Source organism: Inquilinus ginsengisoli (assembly GCF_050434925.1).
GTDB classification, from domain to species: Bacteria; Pseudomonadota; Alphaproteobacteria; order DSM-16000; family Inquilinaceae; genus Inquilinus; species Inquilinus ginsengisoli_B.
On the sequence record NZ_JBNDJK010000001.1, the window covers coordinates 7,996,356 to 8,011,937 of the forward strand.

Below are 15,582 nucleotides of genomic sequence, written 5' to 3' on the forward strand. Positions count from 1 at the left end.
GAGTGAGCGATGGATCTCGACAAGCTCTTGGGCGCGTTGGCGCAGAGCGGCATGGGCCGCGGCTCGGGCGGCGGTGGCGGCGGCCTCGGCGGATCCGGCGGCGGGCTCGGCGGGCTGCTGCAGGGCCTGGGGGCCGGCGGCGCCGGTGGCGGCCTGGGCAGCATTCTCGGCGGCCTCGCCGGCGGCCAGAGCCGGGGTGGCGGCGGGCTCGGCGGAGGCCTGGGCGGCGGGCTGATGGCGATCATCGCCACGGTCGCCATGCAGGCGATGCAGAACCGCGGCGGCGGCGGCGGGCTCGGCGGGCTGCTGGGCGGCCTCGGCGGCCAGGACGACGCGCCCCCGGCGGCCCCGTCCGCGCCGGCCGCGGCCCCGGGCGTGGGCGGCGGGGCCGGCGGCGGCTTCCTCGACATGGCCGATTCGGTCGGCGGCGGCGGGGCCCAGGCAGCCCCTTTGATCGGGCAGGACACCGCCCACTGCATCATCCGCACCATGATCGCGGCGGCGGCGGCCGACGGCACCATAGACGAGGCCGAGGCGACCGCGATCCAGGGCCATCTCGGCGAGGACGATGCAGAAGAGCGCGCCTTCATCGAGCAGGAGCTGAACAACCCGGCGACGCCGGAGCAGCTGGCGGCCGGGGTCAGCGGCCCGCAGGAGGCGGCGCAGGTCTACACCGCGGCGCTGCTGACCGTGACCATGGATTCGCCGGAGGAGAGCCAGTTCCTGAAGCAGCTGGCCCTGGCGCTGCGGCTCGACGCCCAGACCATCGCCGCGCTGCACCAGACGGTGCGGCCGGGCTGAAGGGCTTTCTCCTTTGCTGTCATGCCCGGGCTTGACCCGGGCATCCAGAGGATGTCGACGTTCTCTGGATTGCCGGGTCAAGCCCGGCAATGACAGTGGGAGGGGCGGTCCTAAAACTCCGTCTCCAGCACCCGGTCCGGCGGCACATGGCCGTCGACGAAGCTGCGGATGTTGACGATCACCTTCTGCCCCATGTCGATGCGGCCCTCGAGGGTCGCCGAGCCCATATGCGGCAGCAGCACCACATTGGGCAGCTTCAGCAGCTTCGGGTTGACGTTCGGCTCGCGCTCGAACACGTCCAGTCCGGCGCCGGCCAGCTCGCCCTGCTTCAGCATCTGCGCCAGCGCGGTCTCGTCGATCACCTCGCCGCGCGAGGTGTTCACGATCAGCGCGTCGCGGCGCAGCAGCTTGAGCCGCCGGGCCGACAGCAGGTGGAAGGTCGCCGGGGTGCGCGGGCAGTTGACCGAGACGATGTCCATCCGCGACAGCATCTGGTCCAGGCTGGGCCAGAAGGTGGCGTCCAGCTCGGCTTCCACCTCCGGATGCACCCGGTTGCGGTTGTGGTAGTGCACCGACAGGCCGAAGGCGCGGGCCCGGCGCGCCACCGCCTGGCCGATCCGGCCCATGCCGATGATGCCGAGCCGCTTGCCGCCGAGCCGGGCGCCGAGCATGCCGGTCGGGCTCCAGCCGGTCCACTGCCCGCCGCGGACCAGCCGCTCGCCCTCCGCCAGCCGGCGGGCCACGGCCAGGATCAGGGCCATGGTCATGTCGGCCGTGTCCTCGGTCAGGACGCCGGGGGTGTTGGTCACGGTCAGCCCGCGCGCCCTGGCGGCGCCGAGGTCGATATGGTCGACGCCGGTGCCGAAGCTGGCGATCAGCTTCAGCTGCGGCCCGGATCGGGCCAGCAGCTCGGCGTCGATCCGGTCGGTCACCGTCGGCACCAGCACATCGGCCTCGGCCATCGCGGCGGCCAGCTGCTCCCGGTCCAGCGCCACGTCGTCGTGGTTCAGCCGGGTCTCGAACAGCTCCATCATCCGGGTCTCGATGACATCCGGCAGCTTGCGCGTGACGATGACGAGCGGACGTTTTCTCTCGACCATGGCGAAACCAGTCCCGGCAACCCCGTTTGCGCCTCATAGAGCAAGCCGGCCGCGCGATTGTCCAGAGCCGGACTGTGACCGAGGTCACCGTCCGACCGAAGAGTCGCGTAGGATAGTGCCGAAGACCGGCGGAAGGATCATGCGGGACGAGACCGATTTTCGTGGCGCGCTGCAGCGGCAGGCGCGGTGGCCTTTGACGGCGGGAGCAGTCGCGCTCGCCGCGCTGGCGCTTCCGCTGGCCGTCGACCCGACGCTCGGCGCCGCCTTCGTGGCGCGGGCCGAGCTGCTGTATTGCGGCATCGCCACGCTGATCCTGGCCAGCCTCGCCGCCCATGCGCCGCATCGCCGCTTCGGCCCGGCCAACACGGTGACGCTGTCCCGGATCGTGTTGATCTGCCTGCTGGCCGCGCTGATGGGCACGGCGGCGCCGGACGAGGACTGCCTGTGGCTGATCGCCGGGTTCGCCACGCTGGCCCTGGCGCTGGACGGGGTCGACGGCTGGGCGGCCCGGCGCAGCGGCCTGGCCTCCCGCTTCGGCGCCCGATTCGACATGGAGGCCGACGCCTTCTTCGTCCTGGTCCTGTCCGTGCTGGTCTGGCAATGGGGCAAGGTCGGGATCTGGGTGCTGCTGATCGGGGCGATGCGCTACCTCTACGTGGCGGCCGGCGCCGCCTGGCCCTGGCTGCGCGCGCCGGTGCCGGACAGCATCGCCCGCAAGACCGTCTGCGTGATCCAGATCCTGGTGCTGATCGCCTGCCTGGCACCGCCGGTGCCGCGTTCGCTGGCCGAGGTGCTGGCGGCGGGCGCGCTGGCGCTGCTGGGCTGGTCCTTCGGCCGCGACGTGGTCTGGCTGCGGCGGCAGCGGCAGCGGCTGCCGGCATGAACGCCATCGCCCGCGCCGCCGGCATCGCCCGGTCCCTCGCGATCTACCGCGGCATCCCGGGCCGCTCTGCCCGTTTCCGGCGCTTCTTCTCGACCCTGATCCGTCCCGGCGACCTGTGCTTCGACATCGGTGCTCATGTCGGCAACCGCAGCCTGTGCTGGGCTGGACTCGGCGCCCGGGTGGTGGCGGTCGAGCCGCAGCCCGATCTCGCCCGGCTGCTGCGCCACAGCTTCCGCTCCCATCCCGGCATCACCCTGGTCGAAAGCGCGGTCGGCGCTACCCCGGGCACCGCCACCCTGCATCTCAGCAGCCGCACGCCGACGGTCGCCAGCCTGTCGCCCGACTGGATCGAGACGGTGTCGAAGGCGGAGAGCTTCGCCTCGATCCGCTGGGACCGGCGGGTCGAGGTGCCGGTGACGACGCTGGACGCGCTGATCGGCCGCTTCGGCACCCCCGCCTTCTGCAAGATCGATGTCGAGGGCTTCGAGGCCGAGGTGCTGGCCGGGCTGTCCCGGCCCCTTCCCCTCCTGTCGGTCGAATATGTCCCGGCAGCGCTGCCGGCCACCCTCGCCGCGCTGGACCGGATCGAGGCGCTGGGCCGCTGCCGCTTCCAGGTCTCGATCGGCGAAACCGGGCGCTTCCTGTGGCCGAACTGGCGTGAGGGGCACGAAGTGCGGGCCTGGCTGTTGACTCGATCGCCGGGGGACCGCTCCGGCGACATCTACGCGCGGGCCGAGGCATGATGGACACCGCCTGGATCTGGCTGCTCGACCGCCGCGCCGGCCGGCCGGAGGCGCCGCTGCCCTCCGACACTGCGGCGCGCGACCGGATCGCGCTGCTGCGGCCCTTCGCCGAGGCCGAGGGCCGCTTCGCCCTGGCCCATCTCGGCCAGAGCATCGACGGCCACATCGCCACCGGCTGCGGGCAGTCGCAATACGTCACCGGTCCCTGCAACCTCGACCATCTACACCGGCTGCGGGCGCTGGCCGACGCCGTGCTGGTCGGCGCCGGCACCGTCGCCCATGACGACCCGCGGCTGACCACCCGCCGGGTCGAGGGGCCGAACCCGGTGCGGGTGGTGCTGGATCCCGGCCGCCGGCTCGACGCCGGCCATGGCCTGTTCACCGACGGCGCCGCCCCGACCCTGCTGCTCTGCGCCGCCGACCGCGCCGACAAGCCGGCCGGCGGGGCCGAGATCATCGGCCTCGACGACCCCTGCCCGGCCGCGGTGCTGGACGCGCTGGCGGCGCGCGGGCTGCGGCGGGTGCTGATCGAGGGCGGCGGCACCACGGTGTCGCGCTTCCTCGCCGCCGGGATGCTGGACCGGCTGCATGTCGCGGTGGCGCCGATCATCATCGGCTCCGGCAAGGGCGGCCTGCGGCTGCCGGAGATCGCCCATCTCGACCAGGCCCTGCGCCCGCCCTGCCGCACCTATGCGATGGGCGGCGACGTGCTGTTCGACTTCGATTTGCGGGGGATGGCCAGGCCGGCCTAACCGACCAAATCCAGCTCATGCGCGAAGGCGGCGGCCTGGGCCGGCCAGCCGGGAAGCCGGGCGCGGGCCGCCAGACCGGCCGCGCGCAGCCGCAGCCGCGCCCCGGGATCGGTCAGCAGGCCGCGCAGCGCCCCGGTCAGTGCGTCGACATCGCCCGGCGGCACCAGGATTCCGGCATCGGGCGGCACCGTGTCCGGGATCGCGCCGCCGGTGGTGCTGACGATCGGCAGGCCGCGCGCCGAGGCCTCGGCCAGGGCCATGCCGTAGCCCTCGTGATGCGACGGCAGCACGAACAGGTCGGAGCGGTCGTAGTGCCGCAGCAGCGTCGGCTCGTCGATCTCGCCGAGGAAGCGGATGCGGCCGGACAGGCCGGCGTGCTCCGCCGCCGCCAGCACCGCCCGGGCATGCTCCGCATCGCGCTCCAGGCTGCCGGCGCAGACCAGCCGCCAGGGCAGCCCGGCCAGCCGCTGCAGCGCGGCGACGAGGTCAAGATAGCCCTTGCGCGGCGTCAGCGTGGCGACGCAGAGCAGCACCGGCGCCGCCTCGCCCGAGCCCTGGGCCGGCGGGGTCGGATCGGTGCCCGGCAGCACCACGCCGATCCGCCCGGCCGCGACGCCGTAGCCGTGCAGGTCGCGAGCCGTGCCGGGGCTGGTGACGATCACCCGCCGCGCCGCCGCCAGCGCCTGCCGCTCGCTGGCCTCCAGCGACTGGCGCTGCGCCGGGCTCAGCCCGTTCTCGAAGGCGAGCGGGTGGTGGATCAGCGCCACCAGCCGCAGCCGCGACGCCTCCGCGGCCATCTGCTGCGGCAGCACGCTGAAGGCCAGCCCGTCGACTATGGTTGGCGCATCATCCGGCAGGCCGCGCAGCACCGCGGCGGCCTCCACCGCCTCGGCCTCGCTTGGAAAGGGAAATCCGTCTCCCAGCCGATGCAGCGTCACCGGCCGGCCGAGCCCTCGCAGCCCCTCGACGATGCGCTTGTCGTAGATGTACCCGCCGGTGCGCGATTCCGGATCGCCCGGCAGCAGGAAGGCGATGCTCATCGCGCCAGCCGGCCCTCATAGGAGGCCCAGGCGACATGCGATTCGTGCAGGGTCACGGCCAGGCTCTCGATCGCCGCCGCGCCGGCCCCGAGCTCGCCCGCCGCGATCCGCGTGGCAATGCGGTCGAAGATGGTGCGGGCCAGCACCTCGGTCGTGGTGTTGCGGCCGGCGAAGGCGGCCTCGTCGTCCAGGTTGCGGTAGTTCAGCTCGTCCATCACCGTCTTCAGCGCGGTCGAGGCCAGGCCGATATCGACGACGATGCCGTCTTCGTCCAGCTCCGCCCGGCGGAAGGCCAGGTCGACGACATAGGTGGCGCCGTGCAGCTTCTGCGCCGGGCCGAACACGGCGCCGCGGAAGCTGTGGGCGATCATGAAATGGTCGCGGACCGAAACCGTGTACATGCTTAGTCCTCCGGGTAGCGGATGCGCTGGCACAGCGCGCCGGCGGGGTCGGCCGCCAGCCGGGCCAGCACCTCGGGCAGGTCGTCGAAATCGCAGTCGCCGCTGAACAGCACATCCAGCGCCGGGTCGAGCAGCAGTTCCAGCGCCTTCCTCATGCGCCGGGCATGGTCCCAGCGCGGCCGCTGCGCCGTCGCCACCATCCCGACCTGGGAGGAGCGCAGGGTCAGGCGCCGGGAATGGAAGGCCTCGCCCAGCGGCAGCAGCACCGGCGTGCCGCCGTACCAGCTGGCCTCGACCACCGTGGCCTCGACCCCGGCGAGGCCGAGCGCAGTCGCCGCGCCCTTGGGGTGGCCGCTGGCATGGATCACCAGGTCCTGGTCGCCCGGCGCGTCCGGCGGCAGGGCGAAGCCGACGCCGAGCGCCGCGGCGACCGCCGCCCGGCCGGGATCGGTGTCGACCAGCGTCACCGTGCAGCCCGGGATCCGCCCGGCCAGCCGCGCCACCAGGCAGCCGACGACGCCGGCGCCGACCACGGCGATGCTGTCGCCCGGCCGCGCCGCCGAGTCCCAGACCACGTTCAGCGCCGTCTCCATGTTGGCGGCCAGCACCGCCCGCTCCGGCGGCAGGCCCTCGGGCAGCGGCGTCACCGCCGTGGCCGGCACCACGTAGCGAGTCTGATGCGGGAACAGGCAGAACACGTCGCGGCCCAGCAGCGCCTCCGGCCCGGCCTCGACCGTGCCGACATTGATGTAGCCGTACTTCACCGGCCCGGGGAACACGCCGGCCTGGAACGGCGCCCGCATCGCCTGGTGCTGGCTGGGCGGCACCTTGCCCTGGAACACCAGCGCCTCGGTGCCGCGGCTGAGGCCGCCGAAGCGGGCCCGCACCCGCACCTCGCCGGGCCCCGGCTCGGGCAAGGTCTCGGTGCCGATCCGGGCCTGGCCCGGCTTGAGGATCCAGAGGGCGCGCGCATCCATGATGCCCCTGGAATAAGCCGCCGCGGCGCCCCTGGCCAGAGGCCAGCGCCGCGTGCCGGCCAGACAGGACGGGAAAAACCGGCTACCGCTGCAACGGAGGGACCGGCCTCGCGCATTGTCTCCGGCCAGTGGGTTCCGTAGCTTGGGGGCCGCAATCGGGAGGATGGGCATGTTTCTCGGCATCGATCTCGGGACCTCGGGGGTCAAGGTGGTGCTGGTCGACGGCGACCAGCGCGTGGTCGACCAGGAGGCGGTGCCGCTCTCCGTCTCCCGCCCGCATCCGCTGTGGAGCGAGCAGGACCCCGAGGAATGGTGGCGCGCCGCCGATCAGGCCGTGGTCGCGCTCAAGGCCCGGCACGCCCAGGCCCTGTCCGGCGTCCGTGGCATCGGCCTGTCCGGCCAGATGCACGGCGCCACCCTCCTGGACGCGGCCGACCGCCCGATTCGCCCGGCGATCCTGTGGAACGACGGCCGCGCCGGCGCCGAATGCGCCGAGCTGGAGCGGCGCGAGCCGCGCTCCCGCGCGATCACCGGCAACCTGGCGATGCCCGGCTTCACCGCGCCGAAGCTGCTGTGGGTGGCGGCGCATGAGCCCGACGACTTCGCCCGCACCCGCCGGGTGCTGCTGCCGAAGGACTATCTCCGCCTGCGCATGACCGGCGCCGCGGCCTCGGAGATGTCGGACGCCGCCGGCACGCTGTGGCTCGATGTCGGCGCCCGGCGCTGGTCCGAGGCGATGCTGGCGGCCACCGGCCTGCCGCTCTCGGCGATGCCGGAGCTGTTCGAGGGCAGCCAAGCCACGGGGACGCTGCGGCCCGAGGTCGCCGCAGCCTGGGGCGTGCCGGCCGATGCGGTGGTGGCCGGCGGGGCCGGTGACAACGCCGCCGGGGCCGCCGGAGTCGGCGTGATCCGCCCGGGCGACGCCTTCCTGTCGCTCGGCACCTCCGGCGTGCTGTTCGTCGCCGATGCCGGCTTCGCGCCGAACCCGGCCGAGGCCGTCCACGCCTTCTGCCACTGCCTGCCGGGCACCTGGCACCGCATGTCGGTGATCCTCAGCGCCGCCTCGGCCCTGTCCTGGCTGGCCCGCCTCCTGGGCGGCACCGAGCCGGAGCTGCTGGCGGAGGCCGAGGCCGCCGATCCGGACATCGGCGACCTCTTGTTCCTGCCCTACCTCTCCGGCGAGCGCACGCCGCACAACGACCCGACCGCGACCGGCGTCTTCCTCGGCCTGACCCATGCGACCGGACGGCCGCAGCTGGTCCGCGCCCTGCTGGAGGGCGTGGCCTTCGCCTTCGCCGACGGCCAAGCGGCCCTGACCGCGGCGGGCACCGCGATCGGCGAGGTGTCGGTGATCGGCGGCGGCGCCCGGTCGCCGTTCTGGGGCCGGATCCTGGCGGCGGCGCTGAACCGGCCGCTGCACTACCCGTCCGGCGGCGAGCTGGGCCCCGCCTTCGGCGCCGCCCGCCTCGGCCGCCTGGCCGCCACCGGCGAGGCGGCCGAGGCCGTCTGCACCCGGCCGCAGACCGCCCATGTGGTCGAGCCGGACGCCGGGCTGGCCGAGCGCTACGCCCAGAAGTACGAGCGCTTCCGCGCCCTGTACCCGATGCTGAAGCCGGCCTGGCGGGGGTAGGACCAGACGCGGAGACCAGCCGTGGAAAAGGTGTATCTCGTCTGGCACACGCATCCGCTCCCCGACGGCTCCGACGATGCCAAGCTGATCGGCGTCTATCGCAGTGAGGCCGCCGCTCGGGCGGCGATCGAGCGTGTCGCCGACTGGCCCGGCTTCCGCGATCACCCCTATGGCTTCGAGATCAGCCCGTACGAGCTCGATCGTGATCAATGGCGGGAGGGCTTTATCACCCTCTGACCCGGCGGCGCCCTATTCGCCCGCCACCGCGCCGAGGCTGGCGATCACCACCAGGGCGATGCCGGCGAGCTGGGCCGGGCTGAGCGCCTGGCCGAGCACGACGAAGCCGATCAGCGTGCCCAGCGCCGGCTCCGCACTCATCAGGATGCCGAAGGCCCGTGTCGGCATCCGCCGCAGCGCCATCATCTCCAGCGCATAGGGCAAGAGCGGCACCAGGATGGCGAGGCCGATGGTGATGCCCAGCACCGGCAGCGGGATGTGCCCGCCGTTCTCCGCCAGTCCCCAGGGCGTGGCGACCACCGCGGCGACGGCCAGCGACATGGTCAGCCCCTGCAGTCCCGCGAACGCCTGGCCGACCCGCTTCATCAGCAGGATGTAGACCGCCCAGCCGAGGCCGGCGCCGAGGGCGAAGCCGGCGCCCACCGGGTCGACCGTCCAGTCCGACCCGTCATGCACCAGCAGCACCACGCCGACCAGGGCGAGGACCGGCCAGACCGCGTGCCAGGCGCGGCGCATGCCGAAGGCCGCGACGCCGAGCGGCCCGAGGAACTCGATCGCCGTGGCCAGGCCCAGCGGGATGCGGATCACGGCCTGGAAATAGCACAGCGTCATGCCGGCCATCGCCGCGCCCAGCAGGATCGCCCCGCGCCACTGCGCCCAGCTGTAGGAGAGAACCTTCGGCCGGGTCACCACGGCCAGCAGCAGCGCCGCCCAGGCCAGCCGCAGCCAGGTCGTGCCCAGCGGGCCGAAGCTGTCCAGCGTCGGCTTGGCCACGGCGGCGCCGAGCTGGACCAGGGTCATCGAGCCGACCGCCATCAGGGCGGCGGCGGCGATCCCCGCGGTGGTGCCCGGTGTGCTGTTGGAATCGGCCGCCATGCTGTCTGGATCCGGCTGTCGGTTGGGGCCGCAGTATAGCGAGGATCGAGAGTCGCGGCGGCGTCAGAGACCGTTTGGAGATGCGCGGGCGGTCAGACGGGTCGCTTGTCGAAGGCCAGCCGCACGGCGAAGCCGGCCAGCAGGCTGCCCATGATCCAGCGCTGCACCTGCAGCCAGGTCGGCCGCGTCGCGAACCAGGCGGAGATGCCGCCGGCCGCCAGCACGATCAGCAGGTTGACGGTGAAGCTGATCGCCACCTGGGTGGCACCCAGCACCACGCTCTGCGCCAGCACGTAGCCGCGCTCCGGGTCGATGAACTGCGGCAGCAGCGAGACGTAGAAGATCGCGATCTTCGGGTTCAGGAGCGCGGTCAGGAAGCCCATGGCGAACAGCTTGCGGGGCCGGTCGGGCTTGAGGTCGCGCCGCGGCCGCAGCGGCGAGCCGGCGCCGGGCCGCACCGAATTCCAGGCCATCCACAGCAGGTAGCCCGCCCCGGCCAGCTTCACCGCCTCATAGGCCAGCGGCACGGCCAGCATCAGGGCGGTGAGGCCCACCGCGGAGGCCAGCATGTAGCACAGCAGGCCCAGCACCACGCCGGCCAGCGAGATCGCCCCGGCCAGCCGGCCCTGCAGGATCGAGCGCGACAGCAGATAGATCATGTTCGGCCCGGGGGTGCAGACCATGCCGAGCGCGATCAGGGCAAGGCCGGCCAGGCCGGTGGGGCTGACGATCATCACGGGGATCCTCGACTGAAGCGAAGCGGAGCATCGCTGCCCACCTCGCCGCCGGGCAATCGAAACATTGCTCTCCGGGCAAGATTTGCAGGCCCACGGCAACCCTTACCCGTCATGGCGAGGAGGCAAAGCCGACGTGGCCATCCAGAGGGCGGTGCAGCTGGATGGCCACACCCCTTCGGGGCTCGCCATGACGGTTCTACAATTCGGATCGCGGTAGGGACGCCCATTGCTGAGCGCCCCCCGCACAGATCCGTACGTGCCCGATTAAGGCATACGGCTCCTACCTTGGGTGTTTGACGGCGAAGCGCAGTTGTGGCCAGGGATGTAGGACTCGCGGTTTGGGGAGCCAGTCATTGGCCAGCCGCGTCATCCGCGTCCAGGTCATGCTGTCCTTCTGGCTGCGCCGCCGAAGCGTTCGCCGCCAGAGTTCGGTGACGAAGAAGCGGAACGTGACCAGCGCCTGACTGTTGGTCGGCACGGCGTGATAGTTGAAGTAGCCTTTGACGACCTGCCCCAGCCATCTGCCCTGATCGGGGATGGGCTGGTGCATGCGTTGCCGCAGTTCCTGTTTGATGGCTTGCAGCTTCGCCCGCATGCGATCGCGCCGGGTCTTGCGCTTGACCAGGAACTTGCCCGCCCGCGATCGCCCGCAGATGAAGGTGAAGCCCAGGAAGTCGAAGGTTTCCGGTTTGCCGAGCCCGCGCCGCTCGCGGTCGGCCGCCGCATGGCGGCCGAACTCGATCAGGCGGGTCTTGTCCGGATGCACCGACAACGCAAACGCCTCGAACCGCTCGCGCATCGCCTCCAGGAAGCGCCGGGCGTCCGCCTCGTGCTCGAAGCCGACGACGATGTCGTCGGCGTAGCGCACGATGATGACGTTGCCCGTGGCCTCTCGCCGTCGCCAGCGATGGGCCCACAAGTCGAAGACATAGTGCAGGTAGACGTTGGCCAGGAGCGGTGAGATCACCGACCCTTGTCCCGTCCCCTGGTCACTGGCTGTCACGACCCCGTCTTCAAGAATGCCCGCCCTGAGCCATTTGCGGATCAGGCGGAGGACGCGCGGGTCGCCGATCCGGTGCTCCAGGAAGCGGACAAGCCAGGGCTGGCTCACCGTGTCGAAGAAGCTGCGGATATCGGCGTCCAGGATGAAGTTCACCTTGGTGCTGGTGATCCCGACCACGAGCGCATCCAGCGCATCATGCGCCCCGCGCCCGGGTCGGAACCCATACGAGAACCCGAGGAAGTCTTCCTCATAGATCGCATTCAGCACCGCGGCCGTCGCCCGTTGGACGATCTTGTCCTCCAGGGCGGCAACCGCCAGCGGCCGCTGCCGGCCGTCCGGCTTGGGAATGAAGACCCGCCGGCTCGGCAGCGCCCGATACGCGCCCCGCTGGACCCGGGCGTGCAGGTCTGCGAGCTTGCGCTCCAGATCTGCCTCATAGTCCTGCCATGTCAGCCCGTCGACGCCGGGAGCGGCATTCTTCTTCAGATCGAAGAACGCCTCCTCGAGCAGGGCCAGGCTGAGATGGTGGAACAGCGCGTTGAACCTCTCCTTCTTCCTTTGCCTTGCGGCTTGCCGTATGCGGTCCAGCGCCTGGGACACGCTTGCCCGGTTCTGCGCCCGGCGCGTGCGGTTCCGGCCCGCATTCCCCTCGGTCGCCGCCCTTGGCTCCACCGGCTCCGCAGCGGATCGCTCCGCCTTGTTCGTCGGCTTCACAGCTACTATGGCGGCGTCTGACGTCCCGCGCCCGTGCATCATCGGCTACGGCTCCTCACCTTCCCGATGCGGGCCGCCGCACCACACGGCGGTCGGACGCGGGACCTCCCGGTTCCCGAACAAGGAGCGTCTGCACATGCCAGGGTCTGCGACCACGCCGGGCCGGACGGGTGCTCGCATGACGCGCCCGTCCATGTTGCCTTCCACCCTGTCAACGGCGTCGGCGCCCGGATTTGTGCCTTTCGCGGCTCGATGGCTGGCCTATGCTCTCCCCTGCCGACGCTTCGCTCCTGCCCTCACGGACAACAACGCACGGCTCGGGGCCGATGTGGATCGCTACTCCTTCATCGCAGTGGACTTCCACCACCTACTCCTTGCCGGTCTCCCGGCGCTCTGACAGTGCATGAATTCCGCAGCTCGATGAACTGGGCTGCCCCCCTGGATGCCCGGGTCGAGCCCCGGGCATGTCAGTCAAAGGAGACTTTGAGCGATCACGCCGGCGTCGGCCCTTACCCCTTCACCAGCGAACAGCCTCCCTCGGCCTCGGGCCGGAAGGCCTGGTCGGCCGGGATGGTGGCGCGCAGGTTGTACAGGTCCCAGTCGCCCTTGGACTCGGCCGGCGTCTTGACCTGGAACAGGTACATCGGGTGGATGTGGCGGCCGTCGGCGCGGATCCGGCCCTGGCCGAACAGCGGGTCGTCGCTGGGGTTGGCCTTCATCCAGGCCAGCACCGCCGCGGGGTCCTTGCCCTTGGTGGCGGAGACCGCCTTCAGGTAGTGGGTCAGCGCGGCATAGACGCCGGCCTGGATCATGCTCGGCATCTGGCCGCCCATGCGCTCGGCGAAGCGCTTGGAGAAGGCCCGGGTGCCGTCATTCATGTCCCAGTAGAAGGCCTCGGTCAGCAGCAGCCCCTGCGCCGCCGGCAAACCCAGCGTCTTGACGTCGCGGATCGTGGTCAGCAGGCCGGCCAGCTTCTGGCCGCCGGCCTGCAGGCCGAACTCCGCCGCCTGCTTGATCGCGTTGATGGTGTCGCCGCCGGCATTGGCGAAGGCCACCACCTTGGCGCCGGAAGCCTGCGCCTGCAGCAGGAAGGAGGCGAAGTCCTGCCCCGGGAACGGATGGCGGACCGAGCCGGCGACGGTGCCGCCCTGGGCCTTGACCAGCGCGGAGGCGTCGCGCTCCAGCGCATGGCCGAAGGCGTAATCGGCGGTGATGAAGAACCAGGTGTCGTCGCCCTGCGCGATCAGCGCGCTGGCGGTGCCGTGGGCCAGCGCCCAGGTGTCGTAGGTCCAGTGCACCGTGTTGGGCGAGCATTGCGCCCCGGTCAGGTCCGAGGAGCCGGCGCCGGAATTGAGGAAGACCTTGTTCTTGTCGCAGGTGATCTGGTTGACGGCGAAGGCGACCGAGGAGGTCGGCACGTCGAGGATCGCGTCGACGCCGTCCTGGTCGTACCACTGCCGGGCGATGTTCGAGCCGATGTCGGGCTTGTTCTGGTGGTCGGCGGCGACGATCTCGACCGTCACCCCCTTGTCGACCGCGGCGTAGTCCTCCACGGCCATCCGCGCCGCCACCACCGAGCCCTCGCCGGTGATGTCGGCATAGACGCCGGAGCGGTCGTTCATCACCCCGACCTTGACCGCGGTTTGGGCTTGGATCCCACCAGACGACAGAAGGCCGGCCGCGACCAGGCCCAGCGCCAGGACATGAAGCTTCATTGTCTCCCCCCGAACTGATGTTTTCGTTGCCGGGGATGATGACAGGAAGTTTGTCCGATCGACAAGAAGGCCGGGTCTGCGGGCCTGCCTTATGCCGGGGCGAGGCCATCGAGCAGGAAGTCGAGGCCTTTGCGGAAGGCGCCATCCCAGTCGTTGTCCAGCAGCAGGCGCGTGCGTCCGATCGTCGGATAGAGTTCGCCGAGACCTGCAAGGCGCTGCTGCGCAGCGGCCCTGTCGTCGTCCGAGAGGTCGAAGCTCGCCCGGCTGATGGTGGCGCCCATCACGTAGTTCCAGAGCGACCAGATCGCGACGTTCAGATCTGCATCCGGCACGCCGGCCCCGGACAAGGTCCGGCCCAGCAGTTCCAGGCGACCGAGGATGTTCGGGCCGAGCGCCCGGCGCGGCAGCAGCAATGCCGACCAGGGGTGGCGCAGCATGCTGGCGCGCCAGTCTTCGAGCATCTGAACGACGTCGCCGCGCCAGTCTTGCGCCTCGCCCGATTGCGACGGCGCGCGATAGCCGAGCACCGAGTCGAGCGCCAGATCGAAGACATCCTCCTTGCTGCCGACGTGCCAATACAGGCTCATCACGCCCGCGCCGAGGCGATCGGCCAGCCGGCGCATCGTCAGCCCGTCGACTCCCTGCGCATCCAGCAGCTCCACCGCGGTCGCCACGATGCGGTCCAGGGAGAGCGGCGGCTCGCGCGGCTCGGGCACGGGCTGAAGCCGCGGACCGGTCCGCCGAGTCCGCTTGCTCCCGGTGCCGCTGCGCTTGGCTGCCATCCGTCCTCCTTGCTGGTCACACGTCGATTTAGGCCGGCAATGCGACGAATGTCGATCCTCAGCGATTGACTCGTACAACGTACGATGCGATTTAGTCGTACGCTGTACGAGTCAAGCGCATGGCCGATGGGTCGAAGCTCGATCCTGACGGCTGCGAGGGTGCTCGCAGCCCTCGCAGCCGAGAGAAATCATGTCACGCGCACTCAAGCATCTGCTGATCGGAGGGTTCATCATCATGACCATGGCAGTTCCCGCTGCGACCACGGCCGATGCGGCCGATCCCACGCTGACCATCGTCAATCCGAAGACCCTCTACGACCCGTCGCCGAACGGCTACAGCACGGCCGTGATCACGCCGCCCGGAGCCCGGGTGGCCTACATCTCCGGACAGGGCGGCCAGGACGGCACGGGCGCCCTGTCGCCCGACTTCGCCGTCCAGGTCCGGCAGGCCTATGCCAATCTGCGCACCGCCCTGGACGCGCTCGGCGCCAGGCCGGACCAGGTCGCCAAGCTCACGGTCTTCGTGGTCGATCACGACATGGCCAAGCTCGGGGTGCTGACCCAGGCGGTGAAGGAGATGTTCGGCGCGGCGCTGCCGGCGCAGACGCTGATTCCCGTGCCCAAGCTTGCCGTCGACCCCATGCTGTTCGAGGTCGAGGCCGTGGTCGTCCTGCCATAGCGGCGCCGGCCGCCCTTATCCCCGTCATCGCCCCCACAATCCCCAGACCGGCGTCCCCACCCTAGCGCATGCTGCTATCGTAGGTGCTGCCGCTCCGCTGCCCTTCCAGGGCATAGCGCAGCGCGTCGATGGCGTGGTTCTCGCGGTCCTCCAGCTCGGCCAGGATCTCGCCGGTCTTCGGATCGGTGCGATAGCTGTACAGCGCCAGCTCGTCGATCAGGTGGCGGCAGCGCGGATGCACCAGGATGTCGCAGCTCTTCAGAAACTCGACGCCTTCCTTGACCGACCCCGCCCCCTTGATCGCCGCCCGGATCCGCGGGAAGCCGTGGCGCTGCAGGAAGCTGATCGTCTCCGGCCGCGACCCGTCGGCGATGATCGGCCAGCGTCCCGCCTCCGGCACCGTGTCGAACAGCGCCGGCGTGCGGTCGATCTCGCAGCCGACGGCATAGGCCTCGTGGTCGACGACAGCGTCCGCCTGGCCAGGTGGCAGCACACCAGCACGGTCGGGTCGC

At 71.2% G+C, this 15,582-nt stretch carries 17 protein-coding genes; 7 read left to right on the forward strand and 10 right to left on the reverse strand.

Annotation, left to right across the window (positions count from 1 at the left end; translation table 11 throughout):
* Nucleotides 1–9 precede the first annotated feature (9 nt).
* Nucleotides 10–801, forward strand: coding sequence for a DUF533 domain-containing protein (locus tag QFZ27_RS37250; protein WP_429231959.1), 792 nt, complete (start codon nt 10–12; stop codon nt 799–801).
* A 110-nt stretch (nt 802–911) separates the two neighbouring features.
* On the opposite strand, the gene QFZ27_RS37255 is transcribed toward QFZ27_RS37250, so the two are convergent.
* Nucleotides 912–1,901: a 2-hydroxyacid dehydrogenase gene (locus QFZ27_RS37255; RefSeq protein WP_429231961.1), complete on the reverse strand. Its 990-nt coding sequence runs from the start codon at nt 1,899–1,901 to the stop codon at nt 912–914.
* 139 nt (nt 1,902–2,040) lie between these two features.
* Between QFZ27_RS37255 and QFZ27_RS37260 the strand changes: the two genes are divergently transcribed.
* The 3 genes from QFZ27_RS37260 to QFZ27_RS37270 are packed head-to-tail and all read left to right on the forward strand — an operon-like array spanning nt 2,041 to nt 4,279.
* Nucleotides 2,041–2,784 (forward strand): CDP-alcohol phosphatidyltransferase family protein, encoded by a 744-nt coding sequence (locus QFZ27_RS37260; RefSeq protein WP_429231963.1) that lies wholly within the window; start codon nt 2,041–2,043, stop codon nt 2,782–2,784.
* Nucleotides 2,781–3,527 carry an FkbM family methyltransferase gene (locus tag QFZ27_RS37265; protein WP_429231964.1) on the forward strand — a complete coding sequence of 249 codons (747 nt, stop codon included), beginning with the start codon at nt 2,781–2,783 and terminating at the stop codon, nt 3,525–3,527. The genes QFZ27_RS37260 and QFZ27_RS37265 overlap by 4 nt, the downstream gene beginning before the upstream one ends.
* Complete coding sequence (locus QFZ27_RS37270; RefSeq protein WP_429231966.1) at nt 3,524–4,279, forward strand: RibD family protein; 756 nt, start codon at nt 3,524–3,526, stop codon at nt 4,277–4,279. Before QFZ27_RS37265 ends, QFZ27_RS37270 begins: the two co-directional genes overlap by 4 nt.
* Here the strand turns inward: QFZ27_RS37270 and QFZ27_RS37275 are convergent.
* From QFZ27_RS37275 to QFZ27_RS37285, 3 genes are read right to left on the reverse strand one after another with little or no spacing between them, the layout of a single operon-like run.
* Nucleotides 4,276–5,319 carry a glycosyltransferase family 4 protein gene (locus QFZ27_RS37275; protein WP_429231967.1) on the reverse strand — a complete coding sequence of 348 codons (1,044 nt, stop codon included), beginning with the start codon at nt 5,317–5,319 and terminating at the stop codon, nt 4,276–4,278. The two genes, QFZ27_RS37270 and QFZ27_RS37275, sit on opposite strands and share 4 nt — an antisense overlap.
* Nucleotides 5,316–5,720, reverse strand: coding sequence for a 6-pyruvoyl trahydropterin synthase family protein (locus QFZ27_RS37280; protein WP_429231969.1), 405 nt, complete (start codon nt 5,718–5,720; stop codon nt 5,316–5,318). Before QFZ27_RS37280 ends, QFZ27_RS37275 begins: the two co-directional genes overlap by 4 nt.
* Nucleotides 5,721–5,722: 2 nt before the next feature.
* Nucleotides 5,723–6,697, reverse strand: coding sequence for a zinc-dependent alcohol dehydrogenase (locus QFZ27_RS37285; protein WP_429231970.1), 975 nt, complete (start codon nt 6,695–6,697; stop codon nt 5,723–5,725).
* A gap of 169 nt (nt 6,698–6,866) precedes the next feature.
* Between QFZ27_RS37285 and xylB the strand changes: the two genes are divergently transcribed.
* Nucleotides 6,867–8,327, forward strand: coding sequence for a xylulokinase (xylB, locus tag QFZ27_RS37290; protein WP_429231972.1), 1,461 nt, complete (start codon nt 6,867–6,869; stop codon nt 8,325–8,327).
* A gap of 21 nt (nt 8,328–8,348) precedes the next feature.
* Nucleotides 8,349–8,564, forward strand: coding sequence for a DUF7336 domain-containing protein (locus QFZ27_RS37295; RefSeq protein ID WP_429231974.1), 216 nt, complete (start codon nt 8,349–8,351; stop codon nt 8,562–8,564).
* 12 nt (nt 8,565–8,576) lie between these two features.
* Here QFZ27_RS37295 and QFZ27_RS37300 read toward each other — a convergent pair whose 3' ends face one another.
* The 5 genes from QFZ27_RS37300 to QFZ27_RS37320 form a co-directional block, all read right to left on the reverse strand.
* A complete protein-coding gene (locus tag QFZ27_RS37300; RefSeq protein ID WP_429231976.1) occupies nt 8,577–9,440 on the reverse strand; it encodes an EamA family transporter in 864 nt (287 codons plus the stop codon).
* Between the two features lie 92 nt (nt 9,441–9,532).
* Nucleotides 9,533–10,174: a LysE family translocator gene (locus QFZ27_RS37305; protein ID WP_429231978.1), complete on the reverse strand. Its 642-nt coding sequence runs from the start codon at nt 10,172–10,174 to the stop codon at nt 9,533–9,535.
* Nucleotides 10,175–10,457: 283 nt separating this feature from the next.
* Nucleotides 10,458–11,936 (reverse strand): group II intron reverse transcriptase/maturase, encoded by a 1,479-nt coding sequence (ltrA, locus tag QFZ27_RS37310; protein WP_429225542.1) that lies wholly within the window; start codon nt 11,934–11,936, stop codon nt 10,458–10,460.
* Between the two features lie 467 nt (nt 11,937–12,403).
* Complete coding sequence (locus QFZ27_RS37315; RefSeq protein ID WP_429231980.1) at nt 12,404–13,609, reverse strand: ABC transporter substrate-binding protein; 1,206 nt, start codon at nt 13,607–13,609, stop codon at nt 12,404–12,406.
* A gap of 89 nt (nt 13,610–13,698) precedes the next feature.
* Nucleotides 13,699–14,391: a TetR/AcrR family transcriptional regulator gene (locus tag QFZ27_RS37320; protein WP_429231982.1), complete on the reverse strand. Its 693-nt coding sequence runs from the start codon at nt 14,389–14,391 to the stop codon at nt 13,699–13,701.
* A gap of 190 nt (nt 14,392–14,581) precedes the next feature.
* On the opposite strand from QFZ27_RS37320, the gene QFZ27_RS37325 reads away from it, so the two are divergent.
* Nucleotides 14,582–15,070, forward strand: coding sequence for a RidA family protein (locus tag QFZ27_RS37325; RefSeq protein ID WP_429231984.1), 489 nt, complete (start codon nt 14,582–14,584; stop codon nt 15,068–15,070).
* A 61-nt stretch (nt 15,071–15,131) separates the two neighbouring features.
* On the opposite strand, the gene QFZ27_RS37330 is transcribed toward QFZ27_RS37325, so the two are convergent.
* Nucleotides 15,132–15,563: a terminase large subunit gene (locus tag QFZ27_RS37330; RefSeq protein ID WP_429231985.1), complete on the reverse strand. Its 432-nt coding sequence runs from the start codon at nt 15,561–15,563 to the stop codon at nt 15,132–15,134.
* Nucleotides 15,564–15,582: the final 19 nt, after the last annotated feature.